The sequence below is a fragment of the Vibrio mediterranei genome, assembly GCF_013364395.1.
GTDB lineage: Bacteria > Pseudomonadota > Gammaproteobacteria > Enterobacterales > Vibrionaceae > Vibrio > Vibrio mediterranei.
This window is the reverse complement of the sequence record NZ_JABXGK010000008.1, coordinates 1,793,310-1,808,688: the sequence shown is the minus strand read 5'-3', so window position 1 is coordinate 1,808,688 and position 15,379 is coordinate 1,793,310. Positions and strand designations below refer to the sequence as shown.

Genomic DNA, 15,379 nt, shown 5'->3' with positions numbered 1-15,379 from the left:
CTACCAATGTTTTCCTATTTCATTGTGAAAACTTTCTGCCACCTCACGACCATTGCTGCTAGCTAACGCTCGACCAGCAATAAATGACTTAACAGAAAGATTCTTAAACAAATGCAGATCGTCAGGCACAATACCACCAGTAATGGATAGTTCAATTCCTAAATTCGATAATTCCTGCATTTTGTCTAAATCTTGTTGGGTCCAATTGACACCAGCGAGCTCTGCGTCACGCGAGCGATGGTAAATAGCTTGGGTAATTCCCATTTCAACCCATGCCTTGGCGTCATCCAACGTCCAGTGTCCATATAACTCTATTTGCACTTCACCATTGAACTTATCGGTCACGTTTTTTGCTGAACGGATGGTTTCAATATGAGCTGCAGCGCTCACAGTGACCCAGTTAGCGCCAGCCTCCATCGCCAAACGCGCTAAAATGGCGCTTGCATCGGTTATTTTCATGTCGCAGACAACGGTATGATTTGGGTATTTTTCGCGGAGGACCTTTACACTGTCCACACCATGAGCGAACGCTAAAATAGTACCGACTTCAATGACATCAAGCTTGTCCGCAACATGTTCTATTGACATCAGAGCAGTATCGAGGTCGGTTGCGTCAAGTGCCATTTGCAGTAAAGGTTTAGGCATCGATTTCATCCTCAAATTGTTTGAATAACTGAACCAGTTTTTGGTAGTTGTGGTATTTCTTTTGGTAACGTGAATAGTTTTCTAAATTGGGTTCGATGCGAGACATCGAATTGGTCATACTTTTAGTGCACTCTTGAAGTGACGCAAACTCTCCTGAGCCAACCATAGCCATCATGGCCGCACCTAAAGAGCCAGTTTCATCCACATCAGAAATCTCTACTGTCATACCGGTTAGGTCGGCTAACATTTGCATCCAGACGGGACTCATTGCTGGGCCGCCCGTTACCTTTAGTACGTTTGCTTTTGGAAAACGCTGACGCATCCGTTCAAGGTGCAGGTTGTGACAGAAAAGAATCCCTTCCCAGATCGCTTGAATTAAGTGTCCCTTACCGTGGTGAGACTGAAGACCATAAAAGCCGGATTTCAATCCTAAGCCTTGATTGGATCCATAAAGGAAAGGCACAAAGTAGACCGAGCTTGATGCTGGTGCTAGGGCTGCTACCAATGCTTGGTTTTGTGCATGGTCAAGCTCACCGCCGTCTCCAAGGTAATCGGCGAACCATTCGTAGTTGCCTGCGGAAGTCGGGCTAGCCTCATGAATAATGTATTCGTCGTCAATGGCGTAGTGACCATAGACAAAGTTATGACGCTCTCTAGTGACATGTTTTGAGATGCCAGAGGTGACTGCCCACGTGCCCATCACATAGTTGAGCGAGTCTTCGGATGAGTTAATGCCAGAACAGATCGCGGTTGAGACGACGTCGAAAAGCCCACCGAACACCGGAGTGCCTTCTGTAAGGCCTGTCTCTTTAGCGATCGCGGCGGTAATTTTTCCTGCTTGCTGCTGCGGTTTAACGATTGGGGGAAGGGCATCCCAAAGCTCTTCGATACCGAAGAGACTTAGCAGTGCTTTATCGTACTCACCAGTAATGGAGTTGAAGAGATTACTCTCTGACATATTGGTCAGTTCGGCGGCGACTTCTCCGGTGAGGCGATATCTCAAATAATCATGAGACATTAGCACGGCACCGATATTGCGGTAACGCTCAGCATCATTGTCTTTGATCCAGCGAAGAATGGACACTGGGTGTCCTGTCCAAAGCGTTTGCAAAGTCATTGGGTAAATGGTGTCGGCAATGCCTTGATCTAACCAATGTTTGACAATCGGTAACGAGCGCGAATCGGAAGACATGATGCCATAGCCTAAGTTTTCCCCTTGCTTGTCTAGCAGATACACGCCTTTGCCTTGCGCAGAAATACTTAGACCTTCGATACGGTTTGGGTCAACGTCAGTGGTTGCTAACAACTGTTGAATGACGTCAACTGCGTTTTGCCACAGCGCATTCAAATCACGTTCTACCCAACCTTGTTGATCGTTGATGACGCTTGCTGAAACGCGAGCGAGTCCACATTGGGTGCCTTTAGCGTCAAATAACGCGGCTTTCATAAAGGTGCCACCAGAATCGATACCGATGTAATAGTTCATTATTTGGCTTCCAGTAGGTCGTTATGAATTTTCACCACAAGTTTCCTTACTGGCTGGTCATCATCATTTTGGATATTGGTAATGTGCACGATATTGGGTGTAAACAAGTAAAATTGGTTTGGGGTCGCGTGAATGAAGTTCAGAGCAATGCCGTCATGGTTGTAGAATTGCAGATCTCTTTGTTGCAAATAGGGCTCTGCGTTTGTGTGTTTTCCCGTATCGATTGACCATGCCATGGTCTCGCAGCCCTCTAATACGATTTGCAAATCAGAATGATATTTATGAACCTCAGGTTTGAAGTTCGCCAACGGTTCTTTGTGGTACTCCAGTACAACAAACCACGCTTTATCAGAGTCAAAACCAGGCAGTTCGTGACGACCTAAGGAGAGAGAGGCGTGATCTAGGCCATTTAAGTATTCCAAGACGTTTTGGATAACGACAGGATACGATTTGGTTATTGATGAGGTTTGAGTGTTTCCAACTAACATAAAGTTCTCGATTTCTATTAATGAGTATTGAGAAAAAGTTGCCCTAATAGCTGTGCCAAACCCTGCTTATCGTCATTGGTTTTTTCGGTGATAAGGTCGGCGGTGCTTTTCACGGTGTCGTCAGCGTTTTGCATGGCGATACCCATCCCCACGGTTTTCAACATCGAGATATCGTTGTGGTTGTCACCAACGGCCACACACTCATCAAGTTCGATGCCTAAGGGCAAAATATACTGACACAACGCATTACCTTTGCTATTGCCTGTTGCGGCAAAATCGACTCTGTCAATCCAAGAACGTTCACCATTAAAATGGTTTTTTATGAAAGGCAGTTTTGCAAAGCTATCTACTTCACCCTCGACGACAAACTTCCACACGTAGTCTGAGCGTTCTGCTTCAAGTTGAAAATCATCTACCTTTCGAATGTTCGGGCGCTCGTTTTCTGGGAATGTTTGTGACCAGGTAAGCAAAGCCTCCATATAGTCAATAGGACGTGTTCGTGAATAGAGCATGGCATTACGAACATACATCACCATTTTTAGATCATGTGCGTGTGATAGCGTGATGAAATGATAAGCTGTGTTTTTGTCGATGGCATTTTCTTGAATCACGGAGTTGTTTTGGTAGTCAAAGATATAGGTACCGTTGCAACAAATGATTGGCGTCGATAGACCGAGTTGGTCGTAGTATGGCTTCGCGGCGACATGGTGGCGACCTGTCACTATCACCACATGTGTGTTCACCGCGATTTGTTGTATGATTTCGATCAACTCTTCGCTGATAGTATGCTCTGAGTTAAGTACTGTCCCATCGAGGTCTAACGCCAATAATCTGTACATAGGATTACCCTTACTTCTGCCCGTAGTATGAATTTTTACCGTGCTTACGGTTGTAGTGTTTGTCGAGCAATTCGGGTTGAATGGCAACCTCTGGGCTGATAGCACGAGTTGCAGTTGCCATCGCTGCAATTTCCTCCATGACGACGGCATTGTGTACAGCGTCAGAACCATCTTTACCCCACGTAAATGGAGCGTGACCAGCTATGATGGCGCCAGGCATTGCTTGAGGGTCTATGTCTCTTTGGTTGAACTCTTCAATGATAACGAGTCCAGTGTTTTTTTCGTAATCAGTCTCGATCTCTTCCTTACTAAGTAAACGTGTGCAAGGGACATCGCCATAAAAGTAGTCAGCATGAGTAGTGCCGAGTGCTGGGATATCTCGACCTGCTTGTGCCCAAATCGTCGCATTGCGTGAATGGGTATGAACAATTCCGCCGATGGTTGGGAAGGCTTTGTAAAGCTCAATGTGTGTTGCAGTATCGCTTGAAGGATTCAGACTGCCTTCGAGACGATTGCCTTCAAGATCGATAACGACAATATCGTCGACTGTCATAACGTCATATTCCACACCTGATGGTTTGATTGCAATCACGCCAAGTTCGCGATCAATTTCTGATACATTGCCCCAGGTGAAGGTTACAAGACCATATTTAGGTAGTTGTAAATTTGCAGCGAGTACGCGTTGCTTTAATTCTTGGTACATAAGTAAACTGCCGTTGTTCGTGTTTTAGGAAGAGGTTAAAAGAAGGGTTACTCAGATAAGCTCTAAGCAACCCTGACAATGGTTACTTAGCCGCTACCTTGATCTTGTTGATCATGGTGTCGCCATTTTTCTCGATATATGCACTCCAAACTGGTTGGATAGCTTGTTGGAATGCAGCGCCGTCAACATCACGGTTTACTTGCATACCCTGTGCTTCAAGCTCTGCAATCATCTCGTCTTCTTTCTCAATGCTGAGCTTGCGTTGCATCGCTACCGCTTCTGCTGAAACCTCTTCGATGATCTTTTGCTCTTCTGGGCTTAGGCCGTTGAACTTACGTAGGTTCATAGTTAGAACCAATGGAGAATAAGCATGCTGAGTGAGGCTTAAGTATTTTTGTACTTCATTGAACTTGAACGAAAGCGTTACAGAAATTGGGTGGTCTTGAGAGTCGACAACGCCTGTTTCAAGTGCAGTATAAAGCTCAGATACTGGAAGTTGTTGTGGGTTAGCGCCAAGCTCGTTGAACATATCATTCAGTGCTTTAGAGCCGTTGACTCGCATTTGAAGGCCTTTTACGTCGGCTGGGGTGCGAATAGGCTTCTCATTATTGGTCATGTTGCGATAACCGTTTTCAGGGAACCCTAGACCTTTCAGGCCAAATTTCTCAAACTTCGCTAGAACTTCTTTGCCTGGTTCGCCATCAAGAACCTTATACGCAGTCTCGCGATTTGGGAACATGAACGGTAGGGTAAATGCTGCCGATTCAGGCATTAAACCGTTGTAGTTGTTTAGGCCAACCATAGCCAAATCCACTATCCCTGCGCGAGAACCGTCGATCATTTGCTTATCACTGCCTAGCTGACCTTGTGGATAGATGCTGACTTTAATGTCGCCGTTAGAACGTGCTTCTACTTCTTTTTTGAAGAACAACGACAAATCTTGTTGTAAATCAGATTCAGGTGCTGCATGTGCCAATTTCAGTGTTGTTGCAGCAAGTACGTTAGAGCTCATTGCGATAGTTGAAGCAAGTAACGTGAGTTTTAGTAGGGTTTTCATTATGATTTTCTCCGTCGAGGGTTAACCAATGACAAATGACATTGGCACAGTGATAATGCTTGGGAATATGACAAACAATGCGAGTAGGGCCATGTAAGCGCCAATGAAGGGCAATACACCTTTCACAGCAGTAGACATTGGCACTCTAGCTACACCACAAACTACGTTTAATACGGTGCCTACAGGAGGCGTAATCAAACCTATCGAACAGTTAATAACGAACAGTAGGCCGAAATAAGTTGGGTCAATGCCAGCCATTTTTATTACAGGCATTAATAGTGGAACGAGAATTAGAATAGTTGGGCTTAAGTCCATCACCATGCCTACACAAAGTACGAGTAGCATAATGACCGCCATTAGTAGACGAGGACTATCCACAAGTGGGCCTAACAGTTCTGCCAATTGCTGAGGGAGTTGAGCAACCGTAATCAGCCACGCTGCTACCATGGCACAACCGACCAAGAACATGACCATTGCCGTTGACCGACCTGCGTTGATGACGATGTCGTAGAACTTTTTAAGCGTCAGCTCTTTGTACACAAAGGTTGAGATGAAAATCGCGTACGCTGCCGCAACAACCGCTGCTTCCGTTGGAGTAAAGATACCGAAGCGAATGCCAACAATGATGATCACTGGTAGCAACAATGCCCATACACCATCTTTAAGCGCAGCTCGTTTCTCTGCTTTGGTTGCTTTCTCAGATGTTTCTAAGTTCTCTTTCCGAACTGTCATACGCCAAACGAACATCAATGTCAGACCCATTAATAGCCCTGGAACAATACCGCCAAGGAACAGGTTTTTGATAGAGATGCCGCCGGCAACACCCACTAAAATAAGCGGAATTGAAGGTGGAATAACGGGGGCGATGATGCCGCCTGATGCAAGCAAACCCATTGATGGAGCTTCTGGATATTTCGCCGCTTTCATCATTGGATAAAGGATACTCACTAACGCTGCCGCATCCGCTACAGCGGAGCCTGATAGGCCTGCCAGTAGAACCGAAGTCATGATGGCGACGTAACCTAAACCGCCTTGACGATGACCAACGTAAGTGGTGGCTAAACGAACTATGCGTTGTGACAAACCACCAGACGCCATAACTTCACCTGCAATGAGGAAGAATGGAATCGCGAGCAGTGTAAAGCTGTCTACACCATTAATTAAAGACTGCGCAAGAATGTCTGCACTAAAGAAGTCCATGTGAAGCATCAGTGCTATTGATGACAACAGCAAAGCAAACGCCACTGGAAGACCCAATAAGATTGAGACAATCAATACCGATAAGAAAATGGCTAGCGTCATTATTCTTTCTCCTCTTCTAAGCTATCTAGTTGCCAGTCTGGCTTGAAGATTCGCACAAACGCGATCACCCCCATAAGCACACCCGACACCACGCCAGCCAAGTAAAATAACGCTGAAGGAAGCCCCGTTAATTGAGAAATATCTGACCAGTTAGACATCATCTGACGGTAAGAACCGATGTAGAGCATGCCTACCGATACGAGTACTACTACCCAACAAAGTCGTCTTAATACGGGTACTGCTTTTGGAAATAGTCGTTCTGAAAACTCCGAGACAGCTAGGTGCTCACCTCGGCGCAGCACAACCGCGGCGCCGAGCATAACTACCCATACAAGACCAAGGCGAGATAGTTCTACAGAGGGACGAAGACCAGATGAAAAGCCGTAACGTAATACAACGTTGGTAAATACGAGAACAATCATGCAAGTCAGTATGACTGCCATGATGACGTCGATGCTTTTCCAAATACTCTTAAATACACTTTGCATAAAGCTTTCCCTACCTTAGGCGAATTACAGAGAAGTAATTTGATCCCATATGCCATCGTTGATTTCGATGCCACCGGCTGCTTCGTGTTTGTTGATAAAGTTCTGGATTTCAGAACCCGCGATCATTACAGAGCCGGTCTCTGCTGGCTCAGACGCAAGGACATAGTCGCGAATTCGCTTCATCTCTTCACCATAACGGCCCTCGTCCATGGTTTTACTGAGATCGATAGCGATCAGGAACTGAGAAACACCAAATTCGCCGCCCATATCTTCAGTTAAAGCTGGAACAGAGTGACCACCTGTGATTGCCGTTAACATCATGTCTAGAACAATGGCCATTGAAGAGCCTTTCCAGAACCCCATTGGTAGAAGACGTTTGTTTTCCCAAAGAACATGTGGGTCTTTGGTTAGTTCACCGTTGTCATCAAATCCGCCAACTACAGGCAGTTCTTTATCTGCCAGAACGAAATTCTGTAGTTGTCCGTAGGAGAATTGGGTCATTGAGCAATCAACAACTACTGGTGGATCACCTGCAATGGCCATTATCAATGGGTTAGAACCGACACGGTGATCTTTACCGCCCCAAGCTGGCATAACAGCAATAGAGTTAGTTGATGCGATACCTGCGAAGCCTTCGCGCGCCATTTTTAGTACATAAGCACCACCACGCATCCAGTGGTTGGAGTTACGCATACCGACCATGCCGATTCCATAGTCACGGGCTAGTTCCATTGCGCGCTCCGCGCAAATTAATCCGTTGAGTACACCTGGTCCAAAGTTACAGTCCCACTGCTCTAACGCTCCCATACTATTCACACACTCTGGCTCGGCATTAAGCTTGATTTGCCCTTTGTCTACTTGGTCAATGAACACTGGGAACCGGTTAATACCGTGTGAATACGTCCCTTCATTTGCCATCTCTACAAAACCTGCCGCTAGCTTAGTTGCCATCTCCGGTTTCATGTCGCGAGCTAAAAGAATTCGTTCATATTCTTGTTGTAGTTTTTCTGTGGATACCAATGGCATTTGAGCTCTCCGCTAAGTTAGATTCCATAATACGGAATTAATTATGCGAAAGATTCCAAAATAAAACTGTGAGCCAAGTTGAGAAAATTTCTGCTATTAAGTCTTTTGCCAATAACTGTTAACTGGTTAAAAAAAGGAATAAAAAGATTCTGAAATTCCGTAATGCGAAACAATTAATGTGTTCTAGATCGACGTTATGCAGTTTATTTTGATGAAAATAAGGATTTCGGGGAGAACTTTGGCAGAAGAGGTGGGACGTTTAAACCGTAGTTTTACGGCACGTTATAAAATTGAAGTGGGTTGGTTGAATTGAAAGTCGTGTTGGAGCAGCGACAAAGTCAGATCTTAGCTACCCCAATAGGTAATTCTTTGGGTGAGAGTTTTATGGGATATAGAGTGAACGGTTTTTTAGTAGCTATTATCTCAACATTCCAAACACCTCTCGGCATAAACTAAACAAACAACTTTCTTGCACATCTAGGGTGATGTTGTTGCGATAGTAGGGGCTCAGGTCGACGCCCATGCCGACGCCGTAGATCTCGATGTTATTACGGTGGGATTCTCGCTCTATGGTTTGCTTTAGGTGGTTGTCTAGATAAAACTGATCATTGGCGGTGCTGGTGGCAGTGTCCATAGGGCAACCATCTGAGAAGATGATGAGGATTTTTCGTTGTGCCCCTTGTGATGTTAAACGTTGGGCGGCGAACTGGACGGCTTCTCCATCGATGCCCTCTTTAAAAATATCAGCCTTTCGCAAGCTGGCGATGCCGAGTCGAGCGCGTCGCCAATGTGTCTCAAAGTCTTTGAATACGATATGTTTAAGCTCGTTCAGACGGCCAGGGTGTTTTGGCTGGCCTTGCTGAAGCCATTGTCGATATACTTTTCCACCATTCCAGTTACCGGTCGTAAAACCAAGGATTTCGAAAGGGATATCGGCTAACCCTACCGATTTAAGCAAAGTATCCATCAACAAGCTCATTTTGTGACTGTGCTTTTGCATAGAACCAGAGCAGTCCATTAGAAAGGTAATTGCACATTGGTGGGAGGTGCCTAATTCTGGCTGTGAAAAGATGTTGCGTTCAAGGGGGGACGTAACCAGCTTCGTGAGAGTGTTGGCATTGACAACTCCCTCTTCGAGATGGTTTTGACGTTTAGTGTACTGAGGAATTTGTACAATACTAGATAAGATAGCGGCCAACCGGCGAGTATTCACTTGCCTAGCCATCATGTCATCTGTGAGTTTTTGCCGTAGATCCAGTAGTAATGCTCGTCTAACCAAAGTGTCCGCTCTAACCTCTCTGTCAAACTCCCGACTAAACACTTGGTAATTTGCTCCAGCCAATTGAAAAGCTTTACTGTTGCCAGTGATGTCTGCTTCGACGTCATGATCTTCAATATCGCCGTCTACAATCAAGGCAAGTTGCGCGAGGATTTTAATGTCTTCCTCTACTGTTGGTGTGGGCTGGTTGTTGGATTGTTCCTGCTCTTGCTTTATGAGTTCACTGGCTAGCGCGGCAAGCTCCTTAGCGTAAGCAGCATATAGTTGTTGATCGCAACGGTGTTTTTTAAGCTGAACTAAACAGGTGCCGATTATAGGCACGATCCCTGCGCGAGTAGATTCTATCGCTTCGGCGATAGGCTCTGAAACCGGCATGCCAATCATACGTGTGTAAATGACTTGCATAAGAGTGAAAAGAAGCATCCCGAGACGAGACTCGGTAAAGCCGTTTTGATGATACTGCTCACTCCAATAACTGAAATTAAATCGAGTGCTGGTCTGAATACCAGCTAAGTAATGCGGGATTTGCGACTCGATACGAACTTGTTCGCAAAAGTCGAATAGGAGCCGTTCTACTTCATGACTTGGACGCAGCGAATAATGTAATTCTGCGTCAGAAATCAATAGTCGGAATGCTGAAGAGTCTATCTTTCCCTGCATCGCCAGTTTACTTTTTGTTAACTCATGTCGAGAAACAAACGTGAGATCGTTAGCATGCGCTGAGAGAAAGTAGCAAGGTTGGTCGCCTTTATACAATCGCTCACCACGGTAGTTTAGCGTGGCATCACCGCTGATTGCGCGGGCAACAGAAACGCTTAGGTCAAGAATCTTCTTCTGTCGAGACGACACATTAGCCATGGCTTGTCTGCTCCATAGTCGAGGAGGAAGTGCTCGCAATCAAAGGTTCGCCGAAGCATCGGAAGTAGTACTCGCTAACAAGTTGCTTTTCTTCTTCTTCACATCGATTTAGGAAGGACAGCCGGAACGCTGTTGCGACATCATTAAAGATTCGAATGTTCTCTGCCCAAGTCAGCACGGTCCTGGGGGACATAACGGTAGAAAGATCGCCTGCCATAAATCCATTGCGCGTCATTCCTGCTGTCGCAATCATTTGCTCGATGAGTGCTAAGCCAAGCTCATTATTAAGTTCCGGATTCTTGGATAACACGATATTAGCTTCGTGTTTAGGGTCGAGATAGTTCAGAGTCGCAATGATATTCCATCGATCTAGTTGACTATGATTGAGTACTTGAGTACCGGAATACAAACCAGAGAAGTTGCCAAGACCTAGGGTGTTACAGGTAGCGAACAACCGGAAATAAGGATGCGGAGTGATGACACGGTTTTGCTCCAGAGACGTGTATTTGCCATCTTGCTCTAGTAATTGCTGAATCACAAACATCACGTCTGGTCGCCCTGCATCGTATTCGTCCAATACCAAAGCGATAGGTTGTTGGATACTTTGTGGCAGAATCCCTTCTTTAAATTCGGTCACTTGCATTCCATCTTTTATAACTATGCTGTCTTTGCCGATGAAATCTAATCGACTTAGATGACCGTCAAGGTTGATCCTCAAACAAGGCCAATTGAGTCGGGCTGCAACCTGTTCTATATGCGAAGACTTACCGGTACCGTGCGTACCTTGAATCAAAGTTCGGCGATTAGATGAGAAGCCAGCTAGGATGGCCAACGTTACTTCGGGATCAAAACAATAGTTGGGGTCGATTTGTGGAACGTATTCTCCAGCTTCCTCAAACGCCCACACTGTTAAGTCACTATCAATACCGAAGTACTCTCTAACGCTAACCTGTTTAGTCGGTACCCATTCCTTTTCTTTCATTGCTCATTCCCTCTATATAGCGTGCAAATTTCCGGTAACGGTTGGTAATGTTCATCGATTATGAACAGCGTAGCTTGAGTTAACGATACTTTTTGTACAAAAAACTATCAATAATGTGATCTAGTTTTATTAATTGGAATGAATTATTCCAATTTAAGATAAAAAATTGACGCGCAAAAATTCTACTACTAAGGTGAATGTGAATTTAAAAAAGAGACAATTCATTCCGAAAAATGAAATTTTAGTTCAACTCAAGGAGAAGGGAAGGATGAGCGAGCAAGAAAAACGCACGGTTGTTTCCGGCAATACAACGATGACACCATCAGAAGCGTTTGTTGAAACTATGGTCGCCAATGATGTTACTGACATGTTCGGCATCATGGGGTCAGCATTTATGGACGCAATGGACATCTTTGCTCCTGCTGGCATTCGATTAATTCCAGTGGTTCACGAGCAGGGCGCTGCTCATATGGCGGATGGTTACTCACGAGTATCTGGTCGTCATGGCGTGGTTATCGGACAAAACGGTCCGGGTATCAGTAACTGTGTTACTGCGATTGCAGCAGCTTATTGGGCACATAGCCCAGTGGTTATCGTCACGCCAGAAACCGGAACAAAAACAATGGGACTGGGTGGTTTCCAAGAGTGTAACCAACTTCCTATGTTCCAAGAGTTCACTAAATATCAAGGTCATGTGACGCACCCCGATCGTATGGCGGAATACACGGGGCGTTGTTTTGACCGTGCGATGAGTGAGATGGGTCCAACGCAATTGAACATTCCGCGTGACTACTTTTATGGTGAGATTCAAACGGAAATTCCAAAACCCGCTCGTTTAGATAGAGGGCCAGGTGGCGAAAAATCTCTGAATGAAGCTGCAGACCTTATTGCTGAAGCGAAGTTCCCAGTCATCATTTCTGGTGGTGGTGTGGTGATGGCAGATGCTGTCGAAGAATGTGCTGCATTAGCAGAAAGACTTGGCGCACCAGTTGTAAACAGCTACCTGCACAACGATTCCTTCCCAGCCAGCCACCCATTATGGTGTGGTCCTCTTGGATATCAAGGTTCAAAAGCAGCAATGAAGTTGATGGCGCAAGCAGACGTTGTTATTGCTCTTGGTACTCGTCTCGGTCCATTTGGTACTTTACCTCAGCATGGTATGGATTACTGGCCGAAAAACGCGAAGATCATCCAAATCGATGCAGACAACAAGATGCTTGGCTTGGTTAAGAAAATTTCCGTGGGCATCTGTGGTGATGCTAAAGCGGCGGCAGTTGCACTAACAGAGCGTTTGGAAGGTCGCGAACTGCTATGTGACGAAAATAAAGCGTCTCGCCAAGACACAGTCGCAACAGAAAAAGCACTCTGGGAGAAGGAACTGGATGAGTGGACGCACGAACGTGACCCATTCAGCCTAGATATGATTGAAGAAAACGCGCAAGAAACGCCGTTCTCCGGTGGTGAGTATCTCCACCCTCGCCAAGTGCTTCGTGAGTTGGAAAAGGCGATGCCAGAAGATGTCATGGTCTCTACCGACATTGGTAACATCAACTCGGTTGCTAACAGCTATCTGCGTTTTGAAAAGCCACGTAGCTTCTTTGCAGCAATGAGTTTTGGTAACTGTGGTTACGCATTCCCAACCATTATTGGTGCGAAGGCTGCTGCACCACATCGTCCAGCTATTTCTTATGCCGGTGACGGTGCGTGGGGAATGAGCCTGATGGAAACCATGACATGTGTTCGTCATAACATTCCTGTGACTGCAGTAGTATTCCACAACCGTCAGTGGGGCGCAGAGAAGAAAAACCAAGTGGATTTCTACAACCGCCGATTCGTTGCAGGCGAGTTAGATAACCAAAGTTTCGCGGAAATTGCACGTGCGATGGGCGCTGAAGGGATCACGGTTGATAAACTAGAAGATGTCGGCCCTACTCTTCAAAAAGCCATCGACATGCAGATGAACGAAGGCAAAACGACGGTTATTGAAATCATGTGTACACAAGAACTGGGCGACCCGTTCCGTCGTGATGCGCTATCAAAACCGGTTCGCTTCCTAGATAAATACAAAGACTACGTATAGGTCACGGGAAGACTGTCCGGCCAATGTTTGGCCGGACAATACGAACACACGGAAAGGTGAGCGCGATGATTTCGAAAACCATGAAAATGCCGAGAACGCTGTATGGAGAAGCGACGGGTATCGCACCTGGCTTATTACTCAGCATAGTAATAGCTGCGGCCGCGACGTTCGTCTCCGACCATTATGGTGGTCCCAAATTTCTTTATGCATTGTTGCTTGGTATTTCTCTGCATTTTCTTTCTGACCATGAAAAATGTGGTGCAGGTATCGAGTTTGCAGCTAAAAAATTGGTGCGCATAGGTGTTGCTTTATTAGGGGTACGCATTGCATACAGCGATGTCAGCACTATCGGATTAGATGGCGTTGGTATTCTTGCTGGTGCGGTGGTGTTGACCATCATGTTCAGCCTACTTTTTGCCAAGCTATTGAATGTTTCTGGCACATTTGGATTACTTGCAGGTGGCGCAACGGGAATCTGTGGTATTTCTGCGGCGATGGCCATTTCATCTACGATACCGCAAAACAAAGAGAATGAGCAGTACACGTTAATGACTGCAATTGGTGTGGCCGCGTTTTCAACGATTGCTATGGTGCTTTACCCATTAGTGGTGACCTCATTGCAGTTGTCATCCAGTGAAGCAGGCATGTTCTTAGGTGGTTCAATTCATGATGTCGCTCAGGTTGTTGGGGCAGGTTTTATGTTGTCGACAGAGATCGGTGATGCATCAACGTTGGCGAAAATGTTCCGAGTAGCCATGCTAATGCCAGTGATACTGCTAATCGCATTGTCATTTCGAGCGCAAAAACAAAGTGACGGACAGGAAAACCATATTAATGCGCCAATAATCCCTTTTTTCCTATTGGTGTTTATTGCTCTGATTGTTGTCAATAGCTTTAATCTTGTCCCTGATTCTGTCTCGGAAGGTATGTCAGAAATATCTAAGTGGTGCTTGGTTATTTCAATTGCAGCCTTAGGCGTAAAGACATCATTTGAGAAGCTTTTCTCATTAGGGTGGAAACCAATCATATTGCTTTTACTAAATGCAATGTTCATTGCCGGGTATATGTTGGCGGTAATTTACACCCAGAGAATGATTTAATTAGCTAATTCATATTTCGGTAGCAAGAGTGTTCATTATGAATGATAAGCATTATATAAATACAATAGACGAACTATATGAAATAGTGAATTTATTTTCTGAATGCAATAATAATGACCCTTTGATATATCGAGCGGAAGAATGTTCAAAAGGCGGACTAATTCCAAGCTTGGGTAAAGTAAATAGTAATAATCTAAGGCGAGTAGAACAAGAGCTTCTTTCAACTATGAAAGTTTACGGTGTGCCGATGTTGGACTCTCGTGACATCAATGAATGGCTATTAATGTGTTTATCCAATCAGCAAGGGTTTCCAACGCGTTTACTTGAATGGACTGACAGTCTGTTTAACGTAATGTGGTCGGTTTGTAATAGCTCAACAGAGGACTGTGTAAATATTCTTAAGGTCCGGGACTGTCATAAGGTGAATTTTGTAAAATCTCCCCATGACATTGAAAATACGAAAATATTTAAAGCGACCGACTGCGATTTTAGAACGACGAAAAACGATGAATGGTACTCAATTCATCCATTTGAAAAGGAAAGAAATGGCAGCCTTCTTTCTCTTTATGATGATCAGCGATATGTAACGGATTTGATATCTATTTACATATCGCCATCGGTAAAAAATAACTTATTAAAGGAGCTAATATCTATGAGTGCATTAAACAAAACTTCAATAACAGTTGAAGAAAAAATGGCGAATATAGATTCCAAACATAATTTAGATAATAACGGTAAGACTAATAAGGGTGAAATAAATAACGACCTTGAAGTAATTGTTCATGATAGAAAACTGGAACAATATGGACGTAAGTATCATCAAGATTTTGATTTCGACTAGAAAAAATTAGCAGAGAAAGCAAACGAGCGTTTGAATTATCAGTGAGTGATAAATGCTTTTAAATCTAACGAGATCAATAATTAAATTATAAAAAAAACTAAATCTGTGAGCTTAAAGTTTGTACATACCATAACTCAAAGTTAGAGTTGGAGTGATGTTACAAACTTGTTAAGTTGCTGTAATTCTAGTTTAAATACTCTAATAA

14 protein-coding genes are annotated in these 15,379 nt (G+C 44.7%); 3 read left to right on the top strand and 11 right to left on the bottom strand.

The window, feature by feature from the left end; genetic code table 11:
- The 11 genes from HOP38_RS25140 to HOP38_RS25090 form a co-directional block, all read right to left on the bottom strand.
- Complete coding sequence (locus HOP38_RS25140; protein WP_198559270.1) at positions 1–645, bottom strand: 3-keto-L-gulonate-6-phosphate decarboxylase UlaD; 645 nt, start codon at positions 643–645, stop codon at positions 1–3.
- Complete coding sequence (locus HOP38_RS25135; protein ID WP_124941555.1) at positions 638–2,131, bottom strand: FGGY-family carbohydrate kinase; 1,494 nt, start codon at positions 2,129–2,131, stop codon at positions 638–640. The genes HOP38_RS25140 and HOP38_RS25135 overlap by 8 nt, the downstream gene beginning before the upstream one ends.
- Positions 2,131–2,619 (bottom strand): NanQ anomerase/TabA/YiaL family protein, encoded by a 489-nt coding sequence (locus HOP38_RS25130; RefSeq protein WP_124941554.1) that lies wholly within the window; start codon positions 2,617–2,619, stop codon positions 2,131–2,133. Before HOP38_RS25130 ends, HOP38_RS25135 begins: the two co-directional genes overlap by 1 nt.
- Positions 2,620–2,636: 17 nt before the next feature.
- A complete protein-coding gene (locus HOP38_RS25125; protein WP_198559269.1) occupies positions 2,637–3,458 on the bottom strand; it encodes a Cof-type HAD-IIB family hydrolase in 822 nt (273 codons plus the stop codon).
- A gap of 10 nt (positions 3,459–3,468) precedes the next feature.
- The gene (locus HOP38_RS25120) at positions 3,469–4,161 is read right to left on the bottom strand and encodes an L-ribulose-5-phosphate 4-epimerase (protein ID WP_088877877.1); all 693 of its coding nucleotides are present in this window, start codon (positions 4,159–4,161) and stop codon (positions 3,469–3,471) included.
- A gap of 82 nt (positions 4,162–4,243) precedes the next feature.
- Positions 4,244–5,218 (bottom strand): TRAP transporter substrate-binding protein, encoded by a 975-nt coding sequence (locus HOP38_RS25115; RefSeq protein ID WP_198559268.1) that lies wholly within the window; start codon positions 5,216–5,218, stop codon positions 4,244–4,246.
- A gap of 21 nt (positions 5,219–5,239) precedes the next feature.
- Entirely contained in the window at positions 5,240–6,520 is a 1,281-nt protein-coding gene (locus HOP38_RS25110; RefSeq protein ID WP_088877879.1) for a TRAP transporter large permease subunit, read from the bottom strand.
- The gene (locus tag HOP38_RS25105; RefSeq protein WP_063602943.1) at positions 6,520–7,008 is read right to left on the bottom strand and encodes a TRAP transporter small permease; all 489 of its coding nucleotides are present in this window, start codon (positions 7,006–7,008) and stop codon (positions 6,520–6,522) included. Before HOP38_RS25105 ends, HOP38_RS25110 begins: the two co-directional genes overlap by 1 nt.
- 24 nt (positions 7,009–7,032) lie before the next feature.
- Positions 7,033–8,034, bottom strand: coding sequence for a 3-dehydro-L-gulonate 2-dehydrogenase (yiaK, locus tag HOP38_RS25100; RefSeq protein WP_088877880.1), 1,002 nt, complete (start codon positions 8,032–8,034; stop codon positions 7,033–7,035).
- A 418-nt stretch (positions 8,035–8,452) separates the two neighbouring features.
- A complete protein-coding gene (locus tag HOP38_RS25095; protein WP_198559267.1) occupies positions 8,453–10,171 on the bottom strand; it encodes a cobaltochelatase CobT-related protein in 1,719 nt (572 codons plus the stop codon).
- A complete protein-coding gene (locus HOP38_RS25090; RefSeq protein ID WP_088877884.1) occupies positions 10,164–11,153 on the bottom strand; it encodes an AAA family ATPase in 990 nt (329 codons plus the stop codon). Before HOP38_RS25090 ends, HOP38_RS25095 begins: the two co-directional genes overlap by 8 nt.
- A 268-nt stretch (positions 11,154–11,421) precedes the next feature.
- Here HOP38_RS25090 and xsc point away from each other — a divergent pair, with 268 nt between their 5' ends.
- From xsc to HOP38_RS25075, 3 genes are all read left to right on the top strand, one after another.
- Positions 11,422–13,233: a sulfoacetaldehyde acetyltransferase gene (xsc, locus tag HOP38_RS25085; protein ID WP_006069821.1), complete on the top strand. Its 1,812-nt coding sequence runs from the start codon at positions 11,422–11,424 to the stop codon at positions 13,231–13,233.
- A 65-nt stretch (positions 13,234–13,298) separates the two neighbouring features.
- Complete coding sequence (locus tag HOP38_RS25080; protein WP_198559266.1) at positions 13,299–14,333, top strand: YeiH family protein; 1,035 nt, start codon at positions 13,299–13,301, stop codon at positions 14,331–14,333.
- 28 nt (positions 14,334–14,361) lie between these two features.
- Positions 14,362–15,174: an FRG domain-containing protein gene (locus HOP38_RS25075; RefSeq protein WP_198559265.1), complete on the top strand. Its 813-nt coding sequence runs from the start codon at positions 14,362–14,364 to the stop codon at positions 15,172–15,174.
- The last annotated feature ends 205 nt before the right edge of the window (positions 15,175–15,379 follow it).